The following is a 19,450-nucleotide window of genomic DNA, read 5'->3' on the forward strand; positions in this document are numbered from 1 at the left end:
CCCCCCACTTATCTCCACTTCCTATTTTACATTTGTTTTCACAAAAAAAAAACCCTGTAATAACAGGATTTTTAAAATAATTTCATTTATAATTTGACAATTTTATGCTTTTCATTAAAAGAATATGACAAGTTCAGCAAATCTCTTACAAAATTTGGACCAAATCTGTTTAAATAGTAATAAATATTCCACACTCTTTCTTGTGGTTGTTGATTTGGCGCAAGTGAGATTTCAATTGATTTATATTTCTTTAATTGAACATAATGTTGTTGTTTTTTACGTTTTTCTACACTTTTCAGTAGGAAATCAAGATGATCTTGGATAAAAGCTCCATTTTTCTGCAGCATTGGATCTAAGCTTGGATCCACTTTTACAGCTGCTTTCACAAGCCTCGAATGGATTTCAGATATTTCTTCCTTTGCTTGATTAACAATTTTTTCTATATCGATAGGTGTAACTGCATCTAAATAAGTTTTCATCGCATCTTCGATACCACTAAGAAGAAGATTTTCAAGTGATACCCCAGTTTCCCCCATATTTCTGTCAATGGATCTCTCAAGTAAAGTTATTTGTAATCTCGGCATAACTGGTGGCATTTCCATATCCATCAACGAGAATGTTTTTCTTAACTCAGCCCAATATGTTACCTCTCCTGGACCTGCAATAAAAGCAAGTGTTGGAAATAAGAATTCTTGCATTAACGGCCTTGTCACAACATTATTACTTAATTTTTCTGGGTTAGTTTCAATGATGTCAATTAATTTAGCATAAGATAAACTCAGATTTAAATCTGGTACGAAAAACTCTCCATTCTTATCACGTTCTATTAGAAAGCGCTCTCCTTGATGATGATAAAATAAATTTGCACTGTTTTTAGCCATCTCTATAATTGGAGAATAATCTCGATTACGCATTTCTTTCTGTTGTTCAACGACAGCATTATAAATAGATTGATTTTTTTCTAAGATTAAGCGAAAACATTTTTTTTCTAACTTTCTTAGTTCTGGATCTCCTGAGTTAATCAAAACCAACCCTTCATCATGAAACAAATTCATGATCACCTTTTCAAAAAATTGAACATAAGTTTCAGATTCTTTAACGTTAGATACTAACTGTTGAATTAATTGATTAGAGAAGTCTGTTTCACCATAAACTTCAAAAATTTGTTCAATCCATTCAATTGCTTTTTTATGATTAAGTGGCAATTCTGATACAGATTGTTTTTTAAATGAAGAATCCTTTATCACATGTTTTTTAGGCATGCTATTTTTATTGATAAAGATATGATTGATTTCAGCAAAATCATGATCCTCACCCGCTATCCAAAACACTGGAATAACTGGCACTCCAAGTTTTTCTTCTTGTTCTCTAGCTAGGACAATGATTGATATTATTTTATGTATTGTGTATAACGGACCTGTTAAAAGACCTGCTTGTTGACCACCTATGACAACAACACTATCAGGATTCTTCAATTTTTCAATATTCTCCAAAGTTCTATGATGACCAGATAAATATTGATTAGTGTATTTTTTTAAATATGAGGATAGTTCATTACGCTGAAAGGAGCGATTTTTTATATCCACAGCTCTTCTTTGAACGTAATCTTCAGAATGAATATCATAATCAAAATAAGTTTCATCCTTCATTTTATATTCCATTAAGTCATTTACAAATGAATTCGAAGAGCGCAGGGAGAGTTCAACAATCTCCATATAGTAACTTCCTTTCTAGATTCAAATCTAATAATTGAGCAGCAAAATGTAACAAACACTATTTCCTTTTCTTGCTATTATTGAGCTTTTAATAAATTTGCTGTATTTGTAAACTTTATTTCTATAATCAACACTATGTACTTAAGATATCTTTATTGAGTGATTATTCCTTATGAAATGAAAACAAGTTTCCAATGCATAATTAAGGTAATTAGCAATATTTTTTAGAAAACAGCGATTATTACTCAATTCATAAGAGGTAGTTTTCCTTCAAAAAGGTATGTAGCACTTGCTAAGCATTCCATTCTGTTAGAGAGAGAATAAGTGCAAATTTATGAATTCTTCATTCAATCAGATATATTTTTTATATCAAATTAGAGTATAGCATTAATACGTAAGAAACAAAAAAACTTTGCTTAACCTTCCTTTTTATATAGTTAATGTGTTCTTAATAATTCCTTCTGCTATCCCATAAAGTGTTAAAACAAGGTAACTTATAAAAAAAACGAAAAACGACACTCTCCAGACCTTTTTCGATGCTGATGCTATAGAAGGCACCTTTTTCTTTTTATAATCAAGATAATAAAAAAGAACCATAAGTCCTATTAATGCTAATATAATATATAAAAGAAACGACTTCTCAAAAATAACTACAAGATGGAAATGAACAGATGCAATAAAAATAATAGTTGTTAAGTCTGCTGTCCATAGAATTGTTTTTCTATTATTTCTTACTATATAACGTATGATAAAATACATAATAATCATACTTACTAAAGGTAGGGTAATAGCTATTGATAAAACCCATCTAAAAACGTCCATATAACCCCCCCTTAATTATTCTTCTATTCCTTTTATTGCTTGATACAAAAATCTAATATATGGAATATCTTTATTCTGTGCATTGTCAATTAAATAACCTAATATTGAGTCAATTTCTGTTTGATTCCCTTGTTGTAGATCTTTATACATTGACGATATATTTTCTGCCGTATTTTCACATATTTTTTGTACATGTAACCAAAGTTCATCTACATCTGATTCACCTAAAACATGAACAACCTCAAGAAACAGTTCATGAAATAACTTATTGAAATAGGGTTCATTAATTAGCGCACCATTTTTCACTCTTAATAAGGAAGTTAATGGATTAATTGTCGCATTAACAATTAATTTTTCTTTCAGCATTTTCTCCCATTCGGGATATAATTTAATTGAGAACAGCGGGTGTTGATGCTCAATAATTTGTTGGATCGATTTTATATCTGTTTGATTATTAAATAAAGCGAGTTTAGTTAAACCAATACCTGTATGTTGGACAGTTGTTTCATTCATTTTTAATGCCCCATGCTCAGATATACCTAATATAATTTGATGATGAGATATTTCAGATAGTAGCTCTAAATGACCCATTCCATTTTGTAAAAAAAGAATGATTTTAGCTGGTGTCGATTTTAATATTTCGATAATATCTTTTAATTGGTATTGTTTAACAGTTACAATTAAGAATTGTTCATTATATTTCCTAGCAGCACTAGCATGGATGTTTCTATGATATTGGTTATTATCTCGATGTATAGTCAGTCCATTATTATTTAATGAGTCAGCTTGAGCTACTTTGTTTGTATAAAGAGTGATAGAATAATTTTTCGAGAGGTAATAACTATATAATAAACCTAACGAACCAGCTCCGATTACTCCAATATCCATATTCATTCCACCTACTAGTAAATTTTACCTACAATCTTTCCGCACTTCTTATAAAATAATTCATCTCACATTATCATATCAAAATGAGACCAATATCACTATAATTTTGCCTATATTTTCTAATTGCTTGCTAGAATTATTTAATTATTATGATGAATGAAAACGGTAACTAAATGATACCACTCCACTCTTTCTACATGCTATAATAATTGTAAAGTAATCAAGATGATAACAACCAAAATTTACTACACAATAAATATTAATTAGATGCAACAAGGGGGAATTGACCATTTTAAAAGTTCAAAGGTTATTAGTAAATTATAAAACATTAGAGGAATTTAAGAAATTTAGAGAATATGGAATTCAAGAGCTTTCAATGCTTGAAGATCTCCAGTCTAATATCATTGAAAACGACAGTGATTCACCATTCTATGGAGTTTACTATGGTGACAAACTGGTAGCGAGGATGAGTCTTTATCGAGTTGATAAAAACTTTGATCAATACTTTAATCCTAAACAAGATTTTTTAGAACTTTGGAAGCTTGAGGTTTTACCGAATTACCAAGGAAAAGGTTATGGTAAAGCACTTGTTGATTATGCCAAAGCTTTCAACCTCCCCATTAAAACGAATCCACGTGTAAAGTCAGGAGATTTTTGGTCAAAAATGCAATTTGAGCCCGTTAAATACGATATGGATCGTGATAAAGGTGAAAATCCATTAGTTTGGTATCCAACTGGAGTAACTGAACAATAAATAAAAGTATGGAAAAAGCGACATATAAGTAGTTGATAAACATTCAACTATTTATGTGTCGCTTTAACAAGTTTTAAATTCCTTCATTTTACAAGTTAATATATTAGATTATTTATTACTCTTTATTTTTCCACTCTAGCTAAATTACCGTTTTTATCCATTTGGAAATTCACTTTTCTATTTCTTTCATCTTCTTGTAGAATAACCATCTTTCTAACTCGATCCATAATTTCAATTAGTGCATGGTAATCAGCTTCAATTACTTGCAAATTCTGTGTTAACGCAGTTTTTTCTTGCTTAAGTTTTTGAATAGTCTCCTTTAAATCAATAATTTCAGTTGATAAACGTTTATTTTCTTCTTGAATTTCATTTATTGCAGGTGCCTCTTCATATTGTTTAAGAAATGTAATTAATTCCTTAATTGTGTTTGTATTTTGATTTTGATTGCCATTTTTTTCGTTAGAAGTTTCTGTTACTTGTTGCACTTTTTTAGCAAAGTCTTGTTGTTCTGTTTGTTGTTCTTGTTCTGAAGTGAAAGATCTTAATTCTTTTCGTTGTTTTTTTGCAACCTCAATGCCAGTTTTATATTGTTTACGAACATGTGAGTTCCATCTAAATCCACACGCTGCCGCAGTTCTTGATAAGTTTCTGCCAACTTCTTCAAATGCTGCAAGTTGTGTTGCGCCTTCTCTAATATGCCTCAACACCACCTCAGCTAATAATAAATCCTCATCATGAGTCCAAGCATCTTGTCGTGTAGTAGTCATCTTTCATACCTCCAATAGTCACTTTTTATCTATACATATGCAGCTACTAGAATAGATAGACTAATTACACTCTATTACTTTTATAAAAGTATTTTCTATTTGTACAAAAACATGATTATCCACAAGATACCTTTTACAAGAAGGAGACTAACATTATTATTAACTCTGTCATTTAATTACCTTTTCTATTTATGAAATTTTCAACCGCTTGATGGTGCTCATCTAAACCCCATAAAACTGAGCAGTTATGGATTTCATTTACCATTCGTTTATGTAATTCTGCTTGCTTCCACTGATTTACTTTTATTGCTTTATAAGATCTTAATACATTTGGGTGGTCAATTAATGAAGCTTGTATATGTTTGTAAGCAGCTGTATAAAAGTCATTTTCATTATTGATTATTTTATGAATGAATCCTAGTGATTCTGCTTCTTCAACTAACATCTTATTTCCAGAACACAAAAGAGACATCGCTTGGTCATATCTTAATTTTTCTAGAAGCATTGTTGCTCCACCCCAACCAGTTGTAATAGCTAATTTACCTTGTATGAAGCCAACAGACACCCCTTGTTTCGCTACTCTAAAGTCACAAGCCGTTGCTATTTCACAACCCCCACCTAGGGCAAGTCCATTAATTAAAGCAAAAGTGGGTATCGGGAAAACCATTAATTCGTACAATATATCTCCCATCTTAGAAAGCATTTGATAGGATTCTTCTTGTGTTTTTAACTGATGGAAAATCTCTATATCTCCTCCAGAACAAAATGCTTTCTCGCCTTCACCTGTAATGACAAGTCCTTTTAAATCAGATCTAACCTTAAGCTCTTCAAGACTTTTTTTAAGTTCATCCATCATTTCAAATTCAATAGCATTATATTTATTTGAACGATTTAATTTTAATTCCACTATTCCATCAATCGGTTCTGTTACCACTATTTTCTCCAATGCTTTTCTACCTCTCTTTCAAATAGAAAATTTGTTACCTAAAATTAATACAATGAATCGTACAAAACAAAAACATAATATGAAGTTTTTTATGTATTCCCATAGAATTATATACTTCTTTTCCTCTTAATGTTACAAGAACTACTAAGGCTATATCTTTTATTAAAGGAGTTATAACTGTTCGTATGTAGTTTAATAATAGGCTCTGTTAAACTTTGTTGTTGATTTCCGTTACAGGCATTCGCTTTCCGCGGGCGGTCCGGGAGCCTCCTCGGCGCAAGCGCCTGTGGGGTCTCCCTTTGACACGCTCCTCCCGCAGGGGTCTCATGCCTTTCACTCCAATCAACAAAGTGCTGAAAATCAACATGAAGCTTTAACATAGCCTAATAATATTTGTAATCTAATCATGTATAAATTTACATAATTACAGAGATTTGATCTTAAATAATGCTGTTTTCTTACACATGTTACATTGAGAATCTTGAAGGAAACAGCACTTTAAAGTCTAATCGCATCTTTTTTGCTATAAAAGTACCATTTAAGCGATAAAAAGGCTGTTTTCAACAGATAATTAGTCAATTAGCAACAATCTTTTAGAAAAGATGCTAAATAAAAACGTGAGAATCAATAGATTCTCACGTTTTTATTTGCAAAATATTATTTGCTTACAACGTCTTTTCCTTTGTATGTTCCACATGCTTTACATACACGGTGTGCAAGTTTGCTTTCACCGCAGCTTGGGCATTCTACCATACCAGGTACTTGTAATTTAAAATGAGTACGACGTAGTCTTTTTCTTGTTTTAGAAGTTCTTCTAAAAGGTACAGCCATTATTCCCACCTCCTTAAAGAGCATTACATAGATGAATCCGAAATAATCGGTTCATTGTAAGATATTAGCTAAAATATCATTAGCTTTCGTCATTTTCGAAGAATTTTGCTAATCCAGCTAATCGAGGATCAACTTTGTTATTCTGAGCTTCCTCAGAAATCACTTCCCAGTCTTTACCTGATTGTGGAGCAGCTCCTTCTACTTTGTCATCATCACAGAAAACTTGTATCGGAATTTCTAATATAATGATTTCTTTTATTATTGGGGTTAAATCCAAAACATCACCATCAACTAGATGAAAATCCTCTTCCGTATCATAATCTGCTGGTTTTAATAAAAATGTTTCTGTTGTATCAATTGAAAATGGATATTGAACATCCACTAACGTTCGAGAACAAGGAAGAACCATTGAACCAGTTATTGTTAAGTGAAATGTTGCTTTAGTTGAGCTTAGATCCGCTCTACCAATAACATTTACTGGACTTATATCACGTATGTCTTTATGACTTGTGACAAGGTCACTTACATTAACTTCTTCATCAATCTTCAATCCCTTGCTTTGCAATTGATGTAGTTGACTAATTGTCCATTTCAACGTGTATCACCTCAAGGCAACAAAGGTAATTATAGCCTTCGCAAAATAATTTGTCAATATTTTTTCTTTACAGTGTTAGTATACATGATAATTCTTATATTGCAAAATGAACACCTATAATTTTTTTGTTATGAATTTATTTATTGTTACGTTAAACCACTATACAGAAAACAAATAAATAAGTAAATAGAGAGGTTTAACGTTTAGGATCTATAACCTATAATAAAAAGATAGGTTTTTAAAAAAGAATCAGTTACACACGACTGTAAATTATAAGATCTCACTCATCATAGAGTATCTAAAACCAAGAAGAGCTTTAACATAGTATAAGGAATTGTGGTGATAACATGAATGTTCTAGGTCTTATCGTTGAATATAACCCCTTTCATAATGGGCACTTATATCACTTAAAAGAATCGATAAAGAAAACAAATGCAGATGTTGTAGTGGCTGTTATGAGTGGGAATTTTCTCCAAAGAGGTGAACCCGCAATTGTCTCTAAGTGGAAACGTACGGAAATGGCTTTATTAAATGGTGTTGATTTAGTCATTGAACTGCCTTATGTCTTTGCCACACAGAAAGCCGAAACTTTCGCAAATGGCGCTGTTTCCATTTTAGATGCATTACGCTGTAATAGCCTTTGCTTTGGTAGTGAGTCAGGTGATATAAACCCATTTCTTCATACGAACGAATTTTTGACGGAGAATCAATTAGAATACGATGAACTTATTAAAAAGCATGTAAAAACAGGAGTAAGCTATCCTAAAGCTTTAACACTTGCATTTAAGGAGTTAGCAAAAGATAAAGAAGTGTTAGATCTTTCATTACCTAATAATATTTTAGGATTTCATTATGTTCATGCAATTTATAAACAAAAATCAAATATCAAGCCTTATACAATTAAGCGGACATCAGCTGATTATCATGATCAGACTTTTTCAAGTCCTACAATTGCTAGTGCTACTAGTATACGAAAAGCAATATTCTCTGTTGAAAATGAATATTCAACGATTAGCCACTATGTACCTTCAGAAACATTGAATATTTTAACCAAATACAAATTTGATAACAAGTTTCTTCACAATTGGGAGAGCTATTATCATTTTTTAAAATATTCCATTTTAACAATGAGTAGTAAAGACCTTGAAGCAATTTATGAGGTAGAAGAAGGTTTAGAAAATCGAATACTAAAAATAATTATTAAATCAACTAGCTTTCAGGACCTTATGGAAAAATTAAAATCAAAAAGATACACCTGGACAAGACTTCAAAGAGTCTGTACACACATACTGACAAAAACAACAAAGCAACAAATGCAGATGATAAATACAACTGAAACATCTCCATACATAAGGTTATTAGGAATGAATCAGAAAGGTCAAAAATATTTAAATTCAACTAAGAAAGAAATCTCATTACCAATTATCTCAAAAGTATCGTCGTTTCAACACCCAATCTTATCTATTGACATTCAAGCTGCTTATACATACAACATGGTGTTTAGTGAACCACAACGTTCTTTACGACTAAACGATGAGTTTACTCATCCTCCAATTCGAATTGATAGGTAATGTGACAAAAAGGCAACATTCTTTTTTAGTCAATAAAGCCACTCATAAAATAAGTAAATTAATAATTTTTTCATTTTATGAGTGGCTATGTAATTTTGGATAGAAATATATTTTAGCTTTTATGTTTTATTTTCATTAAGTAGTTTATCGCTTCATCAAAGGTATCTATAGGGACAATTTTCATTTTTGTTTTAATGTCTTCACCTGTGTTAACTGCTTCATTATAATCTGATGTAGCACTATTCTTTTCATTAGGAGCGAAAAATATATCAACACCTTCATGATCAGCTGCAACAATTTTTTGTGAAATTCCACCGATTGGTCCTACTTCACCTTCAGCATTAATTGTTCCTGTACCAGCAATTTTATAGCCTTTTGTAATATCTTCTTTAACTAGTTGATTATATATTTCCAGTGACATCATTAAACCTGCAGAAGGACCTCCAATTTCTTCAGTCTTTAAAGTAATATTAGGTTCAACATCAATTTCACGATCTGTTACTAATGAAATACCAATACCAACTTTACTTGGCTGATCTTTAAATGGAGCTAGCTTAATTTTAGCTTCTCTTTGTTCTCCTTCTCTTTCGTAGCCAATAATAACCTGATCACCTTCTTTTTTACTACTAACATATTCAATAAATTCTTCTGCTGTTTTAAATTCATTTTGATCCACTCGATGAATCCGATCCCCTACATTCAAAATACTTGAAGCAGGCATATCATCTACAACACCATCAACATAAATTCCATGAAACGTAAAATCAACTATCTTATTTGCTTTTTTATAAGCTACTGCGATTGCGGATTCCTGAGAAACCTCCATCATATGTAATTGACGATTAAAATACTCTTTATCTGTCTCATCTTCACGTCTAATTTCTCTTAGAGGATGTAAATAATGATAATCATTAAATTTTGCCCATAGATAAGTTAAAGGATTTGCTCTACCAAATCGAACTGTTGTTAAAGAGAAACTCCCTTCTTCCTTATTAAACCCATTCTCCACTTCTACGATGGGCTGCAATTCAGACGCCATTCCTGGCTGGGTGACATAATAAGGAAGTTTAATAAAGGTTGTAATGAGAACAATAATTGCTAAAAATAGACTCGTTCTAAAAATGGTTTTACTCTTCATCAGAGTTGGTCTCCTTCCACTTCTCAATAAGCTTATGTATTTTTTCAACTTGCAACCTAGCTTCTTTTTCACCAATTTCGATGATTTCTTTCGTATTTTTAAATGCTCTTGAACTATATTGCTCTACATGTGGACGAATCATTACATCTGATGCAATTTCTCGATGGTGAACAAGTTCATCTTGCATGATATCTAGACTCTGTAAAATAACATCAAAAATCGATGTAATATCTTCATTTTTCTTAACATGTGATACATCTACTGCTATCACGATATCAGCACCCATTTCTTTAACCACTGAAACAGGAACTCTGTCAACTACTCCACCGTCTACCAATAGTCTACCATTAATCTTTTCAGGAACAAAGATTCCAGGAATCGCAATGCTTGCTCTAACAGCATCAGCAACAGATCCTTCTTTAAAAACCACTTTTTTACCATCATATAAATCAGTTGCAATAACTGCAACAGGAATATCAAGTTGTTCAAACGTTTTTTGATGTGTAAATATACGTATAAGTTCTTTCACACGATTTCCAGATATAAAGCCCATCTTAGGAATTGTATAATCTAGGTAGTATTTTCTTTTAAAAGCTAACGCAAATTGATTCATTTTCTCAATGCTTAAACCAGAAGCATAAAAACTCCCTACAAGAGCACCCATACTGCTTCCTGCAATTAAATCTATTGAAATACCTTCATCTTGTAAAACCTTTAATACTCCTAAATGAGCAAATCCTCTTGCACCACCAGAACCAAGTGCTAAACCAATTTTAGGTTTCTTACCCAAAGAGAATCCCTCCCTATACAAAATGATCCTTCGAAAAGGTTACTATTTCTTAGAATTCTGATAAATAGTTGTTTGGATTCCCATTACAGATATCTTCTTTCAAAGCAGTTCTTGTAGTCTTACTTGTCATGCTTTGAAAAATAGGAGTCTCATTCATTCCATTCAACTAATTCAGTGTAAAAAGCAACAGTGAGCTATTAATAATTTATAAAAATAGATAATTTTCCTATACGTCATTCTTATGGTCTAAAATGTGTACCTATTCACGTATATTGAATTAATGAGGATTGTACATATTTCTTGTATTGATGTATTCAGAACCCACTACTAAGCCCTTTGTTTTTAATCAATAGAACATGCTTATATACGTTTTGTTTATATTATTTTCACAAGATCGGACACTACTACAATACTGTACCTCAATTATGATTGTGATTTAGGAGGCGTCACATTTGAGTCTTTCAAAACTAAAAACAATAGTCCTAGCTATTTTTATTAGTGGACTTACCATTTCCATTATATTAAATCCTAAAGAATCACTTGATGCCTCAACAAGAGGATTAGAAATTTGGTGGGAAGTTGTTTTCCCATCACTTCTACCATTTTTTATTGTTTCAGAATTACTTATAGGCTTTGGTGTTGTAAAATTTATAGGTGTTTTGTTAGAGCCACTGATGCGACCGATTTTTCGAGTCCCAGGGGTTGGTGGGTTTGTTTGGGCAATGGGAATGGCATCAGGCAATCCTGCAGGTGCTAAGCTTACAGCAAGATTAAGACAAGAAAAACAACTTACATCTGTACAAGCAGAAAGACTTGTTTCATTTACAAGTTCTTCTAATCCATTATTTATATTTGGTGCAGTTGCCGTTGGTTTTTTTAATAATCCAGCATTAGGGATTCTCCTTGCATCTGCTCATTATTTAGGAAATTTTTGTGTGGGATTAACGATGAGGTTTTATGGTGGAACAACCGAAACAATATCTAATAATCATAAAGTAACCTTTTTCTCCTCGATAACAATGGCATTTAAAGAGCTCCATACGACAAGAGTAAAAGAGGGACGTCCGCTTGGAAAAATGCTTGGAGACGCTGTTATTTCTTCTATTCAGACTCTTTTAATGATTGGTGGATTTATCATATTGTTCTCAGTTTTCAATAAAATCCTTTCTATTATTCATGTTACAGAGCTATTTGCCATTATTATTTCAGGAATTTTAGCATTTTTTCATGTAGCATCCGAACTAAGTGTTCCTCTTATAACAGGGATATTTGAAATAACCCTAGGAAATCAGTTAGTCAGTGAAACAAATGTAAAATTAGTGGAAAAAGTCATGATTGCTAGCTTTATATTAGCATTTGGTGGACTATCAATTCAGGCTCAGGTTGCCAGTATTCTTGCAGATACAGACATTCGCTTTAAACCATTCTTTATGGCAAGAATCCTTCAAGGGATCTATTCAGCTTGTATTGCTTATTTGCTCTTTAATCCTTTGTATGTCAACATACAAACTTTCTCCACGAATGATCTTCCAGTTGTAATAATGTTAAATAGTCCTGAATGGGCACGAGAGTATTGGGAAGCTGTGGTTAAAATTGGACCTTTAATTACAATAGCATCATTGTTTATCTATATATACTTGTATGGTAAACGCAATATCTTTTCTAAATCTTTATAATAGGCTCTTTTCTGAACGATTGTTGCTATGTAACCAAAATTCGGATTGAAAACAGTGTTTTTTCACTATAACGGTACTATTTTAGGAAGGAAAGGGGCAACTAGACTTAAATACAGTGCTGAATGTTTCAGGTATTTAATAGCAACAAAGTTTGCGAAAACAGCCTTATAATAGGATCATGTTATTTTAGATTTTTTTGGTTTGTGTATTATTAAACTAATTGTCTCTGTTTAACTTTGTTGTTGATTTTGTTACAGGCATTCGCTTTCCCTAGAAAAAAAGCACCTTTTTTCTAGGGAATAATAATGCCCTACTACCGGCTTTTTCAAAGGGCAATTCTTCTTAGAGAAGATTAAAGAAAAATCCCTACTACCGGCTTTTTCAAAGGGCAATTCTTCTTAGAGGAGATTAAAGAAAAAAATCCAATTAATTAAAAACAAAAAAAGCCTGATCATCAAAATCAAGGCTTTTTTGTATTTATTCATTTGTAAATTTACTTTTTAATGCTTTTTCAACGACTGATGGTACCAGATCAGAAATATCACCTTTATATTTAGCTACCTCTTTTACAATACTTGAACTTAAGAAAGAATATTGATTATTTGTCATCATGAAAAGAGTTTCAATATTATCATCTAAGACACGGTTCATTGATGTTATTTGCATTTCATATTCAAAATCTGAAACCGCTCTTAATCCTCTTAAAATTGCTTGAGCTTTTTTGTCACGCGCATAATCAATTAATAGCCCTTGATATGATTCAACGATTACGTTTGGTATACCCTTTGTCACTTCACTAATTAGTTCACAACGTTCTTCAACAGTAAATAAAGGCTTTTTTGATGAGTTGTTTAATACACAAATATACACTTGATCAAAAACCTTTGCACCTCTTTTAATAATATCTAAATGTCCAAAAGTGATTGGATCAAAGCTTCCAGGACAAACTGATATGCTTCCCATGATTACTCCTCCTCTTGACCACTGTTAATTCTATATATCGTAATAGAACTCATTCCATAGGTTTCATGCTTCAATTGAATGAATCTACCAATTTCTATGTCCAATTCCACATCTGATCCATGCTCTGTAATAATATACCCATTTTTTTTTAACAAATTATTTTCATCAATCATATTTATAAGCGCTTTCAATTTTTGTTGCTTGTATGGTGGGTCTAAAAAAATCAAAGAAAATTGAACCCCTCTTTTAACAATTGGCTTTATAGCTCGTTCTGCATCATTCCGATAAACTTCTGACGAACCAGTTGCACGACAAAGTTCTAAATTTTTATGTATTGTTTGAATGGCCTTTGCTTCCCGGTCCACAAATATACAATGATCAATTCCTCGACTTAACGCTTCTATTCCAAGACCACCACTACCAGCAAATAAATCTAATGCTGTCCCACCTTCAAAATATGGGCCCACCATATTAAAAATGGCTTCTTTAACTTTATCTGTTGTTGGTCTTGTTGTTACTCCTGGTACAGCTTTTAGTTGTCTACCTTTAAAATCACCTGAAACTACTCTCAATTCTTTCACCACTATTTCTAATTATAAATTTACATTTCATATTACATGTACAACAATCATCTTACCCGAATGAAAAGTTCAATTTTATCCTACCATAGCTATTCAAGTTGTTACAATATATTACCTTACAAAGATCTTTTAGAAAAATTTCCATTTATTATGTATACAGAAAATCCATTTGGTGATAATGAGAGTAACAACATCGATTCGTTGATGTTGTTGCCAACCGCGGAGAAGACTTACGTTTCCCCATAAGTTCTTCCTCCGGTTTCTCCTCTCCCTTTGCCTTCAGCCTTTTAGTTGATAAAAGGTTTTGAAGGACCCTACAGGTTTTACTGTAGGGTTTTTTTTATTAGTTTTATTTATCTTTTCTTTTGTTATTTGCTGAAAGATGTATATTCTACAAGTAATATGCTTGGAATTAATTCCGGTAAAACTACCTAATCTTCAATCGTATACTTTAATTTTATTATACGGTTACAATCGATCAAACAAACTTTGTAATAACATTTTTCGTAAACATTGTTGCTTGAACAACAATGTTTACAATGAATAATTAGGTCAATTAGCAACAATCTTTCAGAAAAGAGCCTTAGATAAAGACGATAAAAATTCTATTTTCTAAGATAAAACAACATGATATATTAAAATTTGATTTAATTACTAACATTTTATTATTTTATGAACTCAGGGGGATACACGATGATCCAAAGATTTATTGAATTAGGCGAGGGTTACTCAGATATTTATGAATTACTTGAAACAGCAAAAGCAAATAAACATAGAATATCAAAGTTAATTGCATTACATACAAAAATAAATAACAATGATATCACATCAATTGTTGTTGTGATGCAACCAACGACGATAGGGGATTTCCAAGCTCTTTATATGTGTAGAGAAGGCTTACCAAACCCAACCCAAAAAGCAAATAAACGATATGATTTATTCGAAGAATTAGCTACTTACTTACAGATGAATATCATTTCGCTTGATGTAAAACCATCAACCATATTTAATGAAAAGGAATTATATCATCAATATTTAATTGGGATATTAAGGCTAAATCATATCATTCCACCTATGAGGTAAGGGATTACTAAAGGCTCTTTTCTGAACGATTTTTTCTATGTAACCAAGATTTGGAGTGAAAACAGTGTTTTTTTACTATAGGAATACTATTTATGAAGAAAAGATGCCACTAGATTTAATACAGTGCTGATTGCTTCGGGTATTTAAGAGCAACAAAGTATGCGAAAACAGCCCTACTAAAAAAAGGCAAATCATTAGCAAACAAACAGTAAATGTTAGTAGCTAATGATCTGCCTTTTTTCTTTATAACCCTAGTTTATAATCGTACTCTTTCGCCTTGTCTATTTTTGATTCATATTCCAATTTTAAATAAGGCTTATATGATGGTTCAGCATGTTTAACAAATGAATATGTACAAAGCTTCTGTACGGTTTGATCAACAGCGTCCATATCACAATAAAGAACAACATATTTTAAACGCTTCGAAACATAATGAACATTCCCAAATTTTCTAAGCATTTTTAACTGTTTTAATGAATGTACCCAAACAACAATTCCCTGCCGTTTTTCAAACATAATAATTCTCCTTATATAGGGTGAAGATTTTCCTCACCATAATATCCTATTCAATCCATTATCTATAATAGCATCATGAATCAATATTTAACAAAAGTCTATAGTAATTTTCTTATTTCTCTCTTAAATATTAACAAAACCACAAATGAAGGAAGAAATTCCCCCTACATTTGTGGTTTTGTTTGTTAAACTCTAGAATGAATCATAAGAGATATATAGACTTTATGATACCTTACAGCCACAACCTCCACCAGTACCACAGCCTCCACCACAGCTTGATTCAAAGAAAGGGTTACCTGTTGGGACTTTGATATGAACTGAAACAGCTTGACCAATCTCAACGCTTATTTCATCTAATAATAATTGAAGTTCATTTTCGGTTTTTTTGAAATTTGAGACTGTCTCATTTAAATCAAGCTCTCTTTTAGTATCTCTTAAATCCTTAGTGATTTTTCGATAGTCAGGATGATATTTTCCAAATCGTTGAACATCTTCAAAAAGATCTTTTACCTTTGTAAATCTATAAATTAATTCTTGAGCTTCTTTATCATTTTTCAATATATTATAACTACGACGATACTGTTCTGCAATCTCCGACTGAAGGACTAAATCCGCAAGTTGTTCAGCTTCATCTAATAGTTGAATACTTTCAATAGTTGCAAACATAGGGTGTATGCACCTCCAGTAATTATTTTAACATGAATAGCTAGAAATGAAAAATCCAATCATTAGATAAAATTAATTCCTAGATTTATAACTAAATGATGACATTTGGGATTTAGTTATGAAAAGAGGTAGACGTTAAACTCCAAGGTGATTTGTATGCCAAAAGGAAAAACCTCCAGGCACTAAACCCAGAGGAGATTCCCTAAACACGAAATCAGCGAATGTCTATATCAAAAATCAACCGCACTAATTTACGACAAATTCATTTACCTGATTTTAATCTGAAAAGTTTTTTTCATAAGATTAGATGATGAATCACTTTGCATAACCTCAACTGCTATATCGTGTACTCCTTTATCTAATCCTTTTAATATAAAGGCTGCTGTATAAATTTCCAATGTTTTTTGACCATCTACTGTCACATTTAAATGAACTTTATCTTTTCTATTTTTACTATTCATATCTTCAAATATAAACCCTGGTATAAAACATTCTACATATACGTTTTGTTCTCTTATATGGTAATTTAAATCAAATGTATTTTTATTTGTTTGATTAACAACTGCTACCACATCTTCAGAAAGATTATTAACCTGAACAGGGATAACATCACTTACAACTCCCTTTGGTCTAGGCTTGTCCTCTGTACAACCTACTAATATGATCATTAACAAAGCTAACATAATCGGTAACTTTTTCATCTAATCCGCCTCCTTTTTTTTATTGTTTACTAAGAAGAACGAAATCATGAATCGTCGTTTTTTACCATAGTAAAAATTTTTATTGGTAAGCCGAAGACTCTAATCTTTAAGAAGCCATAACTAAGAAACTTGACACTATGACGGATGGTGGTTGCTGTCTGCTACTGGCACAAGATTCTCTGGGGGGCAGAAGTCGAAATCTCCTTGGTACGGCTGTGGAGTCTCGACCTTTCCTATTGAGCCCTTAAGAGTCAAGTGTGTTCCACTCCATTCCATAATATAAAAACAACAATTTTTGAGAGAATATCCTACCTTTTTAATCTTGTTGTCTCATTGACTGAAACATTGCCACCATCATAGAAGCCATTTGAACAGAATTTGTAAATTGTTGAACTTTATGTGGAATTGTTCTTTGGTAATAGTTCATCATCTCAATCTCCATTGATTCAAAATCATTTGGATTTCTTGACAGCTTTCGATACCAATGTGGCTGCTCTCTTAAAAATTTTTTTCTATCATTTTGGTCGTTTATAAATTTTTGAACTTCTTTTCTCATTAAAATCCTCCCCTATTGCAAATCTCTTTATTAGATGTTATAGCTGAGTGTCGATTATTAGCACTGCTTAATGTAGAAGAAAAATTGAACCCTGTTTAAAAAGGCGCATCAAAGAGAGAACACACAGGAGCAGAGCATACGAAAATCCTTACCGATAGTACAGATTTTTCATTATTCTTTTCTAAACAAGAGGCTGTTTTCGTAAATTTTGTTGCATTTAATACTTTGGAAAAAAAGCGCTGTATAATGACTATTAGCATCTTTTCTTCATTCAATAGTACCTTTTTGGTAATAAGACCACTGTTTCTACAGGATATTTAGGTTACTTAGCAACAATCTTTCAGAAAAGAGCCTAATAAAATGAAACTTCATTTTTAAAAAAAGTGAATAACTGTAATGGAAGTTAACAACAAAGTTTAACATTACCTAATATATAAACGCAGGAATCCTGGTCAACCACTAGCACGAATAAAATTCTCAATAAAAGGTGATTCCGACCTTCAATCCTAAATTAGCCTTGAGTATATCTGCCCAGCTAAAAATGACTGTAGAAAGTCAACCTATTGTAGCTAGATATTAAAAACCTTTCCTACAATAGGCACATTAAATCTTTAAAAACGATAAATCAGGTTAATCCTTCCTAAATGAGAAGGGATTTTGGCTATTGCTTGTAGATTGCTGGCTAGAACCTTTCGATCCACCAAATTGGTCAAATAAGCCCTGAATAGTTGATATCGTACTGCTCATATTTGTAATATGGTCATTTACTGTATTCATATCCATTTTTTTTACGACTGATAGCATTTGTGACATAAAATCAACTTTACTTTCCTTTGTATCAGATTCACGTTCGCCATCTTTAAATTGCTTCCAAACAACATCATTTTCACCAAGTAAGTACCAATCCTCAAACACTTCCTGCCAATCTTTATTCCCTTTACGAACTTCCTGTACAAGCTTAGGATGTTTTTTTACAAATTCTTTAAACTGTTGAACAGATGGATGTGTTTTTTTTGATGTCATCTAATATCACCTCGTCAATACATTTGCCTATGATATCTTATTGAAAAACATCTAATTTGTTCGCCCATTTTTAAGGAAACAATCTTTGTTTTGTTGTTGAGTTATGTGAAAGATATTGACCCTATAAGAAAAATTGATTCTCCCAAGAAAATTCTGGTAAAATATCATTAAATAAAGGAGTTGGATAAACCGATGAATAAGGAAGAGTTAGTTAATACCCTTAATGAAATCACGCAAAATGCGAATCAAGAAGAACTAGATGTTCTAACACTACTACTAAGCGGTTTAAAGAAAAAGCAACATAATGAGAAGAAATCATATATTGGCTCTCTTCTTCATGCAGAAGGTGAATATAAAGATGATCTCTTTTCTATAACAATTCCCAATACACCAATCATTCAAAATGCACTTAATATTGTTCATGGTGGAATAACTGCTACTTTACTAGATTCCGCAATGGGAGGATTAGTTCATCATATTTTGCCACCTGATAAAGCTGCAGTAACTACAGAGATTAAAATAAACTATGTGGCACCAGGTGTTGGAAAGGAATTAACTTGTAAAGCAAACCTCATACATAAGGGAAATAAAACAATTGTGACAGAAGGAAAAGTATATAGAGATGATGGGACATTAATCGCCCATAGCACCGCTAGCTTTTTTATCATAAATAGAGGATAGGAAGTCTGATATGAAAAATTATTTCTTTAAAAAACAATGTGAATTATGTAAGAAAAAAAGCAAGGTGGGACGTTATTATTTTAATCAATACAACAAAAAAATTTTCATCTGTTCTCTATGTGTTGAATATGCTGAAAGACGTGCATATAGAAAAGCAAATTAAAAGCCAAATTAAAACCTTCTAATA

21 protein-coding genes are annotated in these 19,450 nt (G+C 31.9%); 5 read left to right on the forward strand and 16 right to left on the reverse strand.

From position 1 onward, the window contains the following. Positions 1-86: 86 nt before the first annotated feature. From bshC to LC076_RS02295, 3 genes are all read right to left on the reverse strand, one after another. Complete coding sequence (gene bshC, locus LC076_RS02285; RefSeq protein ID WP_226665851.1) at positions 87-1,715, reverse strand: bacillithiol biosynthesis cysteine-adding enzyme BshC; 1,629 nt, start codon at positions 1,713-1,715, stop codon at positions 87-89. 429 nt (positions 1,716-2,144) lie between these two features. Beyond that, positions 2,145-2,537, reverse strand: coding sequence for a DUF3397 domain-containing protein (locus tag LC076_RS02290; RefSeq protein WP_226665852.1), 393 nt, complete (start codon positions 2,535-2,537; stop codon positions 2,145-2,147). A gap of 15 nt (positions 2,538-2,552) precedes the next feature. Further along, the gene (locus LC076_RS02295; RefSeq protein ID WP_264191377.1) at positions 2,553-3,425 is read right to left on the reverse strand and encodes a 2-dehydropantoate 2-reductase; all 873 of its coding nucleotides are present in this window, start codon (positions 3,423-3,425) and stop codon (positions 2,553-2,555) included. 289 nt (positions 3,426-3,714) lie between these two features. Here LC076_RS02295 and LC076_RS02300 point away from each other — a divergent pair, with 289 nt between their 5' ends. Next, positions 3,715-4,179, forward strand: a complete 465-nt coding sequence (locus LC076_RS02300) for an N-acetyltransferase (protein ID WP_226666161.1) — start codon at positions 3,715-3,717, stop codon at positions 4,177-4,179. A gap of 122 nt (positions 4,180-4,301) precedes the next feature. Here the strand turns inward: LC076_RS02300 and LC076_RS02305 are convergent, their stop codons facing one another. The 4 genes from LC076_RS02305 to LC076_RS02320 form a co-directional block, all read right to left on the reverse strand. Then, the gene (locus LC076_RS02305) at positions 4,302-4,946 is read right to left on the reverse strand and encodes an RsfA family transcriptional regulator (RefSeq protein WP_226665854.1); all 645 of its coding nucleotides are present in this window, start codon (positions 4,944-4,946) and stop codon (positions 4,302-4,304) included. A 172-nt stretch (positions 4,947-5,118) separates the two neighbouring features. Beyond that, a complete protein-coding gene (locus LC076_RS02310; protein ID WP_226665855.1) occupies positions 5,119-5,892 on the reverse strand; it encodes an enoyl-CoA hydratase/isomerase family protein in 774 nt (257 codons plus the stop codon). A 657-nt stretch (positions 5,893-6,549) separates the two neighbouring features. Beyond that, a complete protein-coding gene (gene rpmF / locus LC076_RS02315) occupies positions 6,550-6,723 on the reverse strand; it encodes a 50S ribosomal protein L32 (protein ID WP_102229597.1) in 174 nt (57 codons plus the stop codon). A 79-nt stretch (positions 6,724-6,802) separates the two neighbouring features. After that, entirely contained in the window at positions 6,803-7,318 is a 516-nt protein-coding gene (locus tag LC076_RS02320) for a YceD family protein (RefSeq protein ID WP_226665856.1), read from the reverse strand. Between the two features lie 347 nt (positions 7,319-7,665). On the opposite strand from LC076_RS02320, the gene LC076_RS02325 reads away from it, so the two are divergent. Beyond that, positions 7,666-8,889, forward strand: coding sequence for a nucleotidyltransferase (locus LC076_RS02325; protein WP_226665857.1), 1,224 nt, complete (start codon positions 7,666-7,668; stop codon positions 8,887-8,889). A 112-nt stretch (positions 8,890-9,001) separates the two neighbouring features. On the opposite strand, the gene LC076_RS02330 is transcribed toward LC076_RS02325, so the two are convergent. Then, positions 9,002-10,027, reverse strand: a complete 1,026-nt coding sequence (locus LC076_RS02330) for a SepM family pheromone-processing serine protease (protein WP_226665858.1) — start codon at positions 10,025-10,027, stop codon at positions 9,002-9,004. Continuing rightward, a complete protein-coding gene (locus LC076_RS02335; RefSeq protein ID WP_226665859.1) occupies positions 10,017-10,817 on the reverse strand; it encodes a patatin-like phospholipase family protein in 801 nt (266 codons plus the stop codon). Before LC076_RS02335 ends, LC076_RS02330 begins: the two co-directional genes overlap by 11 nt. Before the next feature lie 452 nt (positions 10,818-11,269). Between LC076_RS02335 and ylbJ the strand changes: the two genes are divergently transcribed. After that, positions 11,270-12,493 (forward strand): sporulation integral membrane protein YlbJ, encoded by a 1,224-nt coding sequence (ylbJ, locus tag LC076_RS02340; protein ID WP_226665861.1) that lies wholly within the window; start codon positions 11,270-11,272, stop codon positions 12,491-12,493. 477 nt (positions 12,494-12,970) lie between these two features. On the opposite strand, the gene coaD is transcribed toward ylbJ, so the two are convergent. Both coaD and rsmD read right to left on the reverse strand, forming a co-directional pair. Continuing rightward, entirely contained in the window at positions 12,971-13,456 is a 486-nt protein-coding gene (coaD, locus tag LC076_RS02345; protein WP_226665863.1) for a pantetheine-phosphate adenylyltransferase, read from the reverse strand. Positions 13,457-13,458: 2 nt separating this feature from the next. After that, positions 13,459-14,028, reverse strand: a complete 570-nt coding sequence (gene rsmD, locus LC076_RS02350; RefSeq protein WP_226665865.1) for a 16S rRNA (guanine(966)-N(2))-methyltransferase RsmD — start codon at positions 14,026-14,028, stop codon at positions 13,459-13,461. Between the two features lie 702 nt (positions 14,029-14,730). On the opposite strand from rsmD, the gene LC076_RS02355 reads away from it, so the two are divergent. Continuing rightward, the gene (locus tag LC076_RS02355) at positions 14,731-15,120 is read left to right on the forward strand and encodes a methylthioribose kinase (RefSeq protein WP_226665866.1); all 390 of its coding nucleotides are present in this window, start codon (positions 14,731-14,733) and stop codon (positions 15,118-15,120) included. Between the two features lie 243 nt (positions 15,121-15,363). Here the strand turns inward: LC076_RS02355 and LC076_RS02360 are convergent, their stop codons facing one another. From LC076_RS02360 to LC076_RS02380, 5 genes are all read right to left on the reverse strand, one after another. Further along, complete coding sequence (locus tag LC076_RS02360; protein ID WP_226665869.1) at positions 15,364-15,636, reverse strand: YlbG family protein; 273 nt, start codon at positions 15,634-15,636, stop codon at positions 15,364-15,366. Between the two features lie 222 nt (positions 15,637-15,858). Next, entirely contained in the window at positions 15,859-16,302 is a 444-nt protein-coding gene (locus tag LC076_RS02365; protein WP_226665870.1) for a YlbF family regulator, read from the reverse strand. Between the two features lie 266 nt (positions 16,303-16,568). Further along, positions 16,569-17,003 carry a hypothetical protein gene (locus LC076_RS02370; protein WP_226665872.1) on the reverse strand — a complete coding sequence of 145 codons (435 nt, stop codon included), beginning with the start codon at positions 17,001-17,003 and terminating at the stop codon, positions 16,569-16,571. A 316-nt stretch (positions 17,004-17,319) separates the two neighbouring features. Beyond that, entirely contained in the window at positions 17,320-17,559 is a 240-nt protein-coding gene (locus LC076_RS02375) for a YlbE-like family protein (RefSeq protein WP_226665874.1), read from the reverse strand. Positions 17,560-18,189: 630 nt separating this feature from the next. Further along, entirely contained in the window at positions 18,190-18,582 is a 393-nt protein-coding gene (locus tag LC076_RS02380) for a YlbD family protein (protein WP_226665876.1), read from the reverse strand. A gap of 192 nt (positions 18,583-18,774) precedes the next feature. On the opposite strand from LC076_RS02380, the gene LC076_RS02385 reads away from it, so the two are divergent. Then, positions 18,775-19,263, forward strand: a complete 489-nt coding sequence (locus tag LC076_RS02385; protein WP_226665877.1) for a PaaI family thioesterase — start codon at positions 18,775-18,777, stop codon at positions 19,261-19,263. Positions 19,264-19,450 lie beyond the last annotated feature (187 nt).

The sequence above is a fragment of the Metabacillus litoralis genome (assembly GCF_020524045.1).
Classification (GTDB): domain Bacteria; phylum Bacillota; class Bacilli; order Bacillales; family Bacillaceae; genus Metabacillus; species Metabacillus litoralis_C.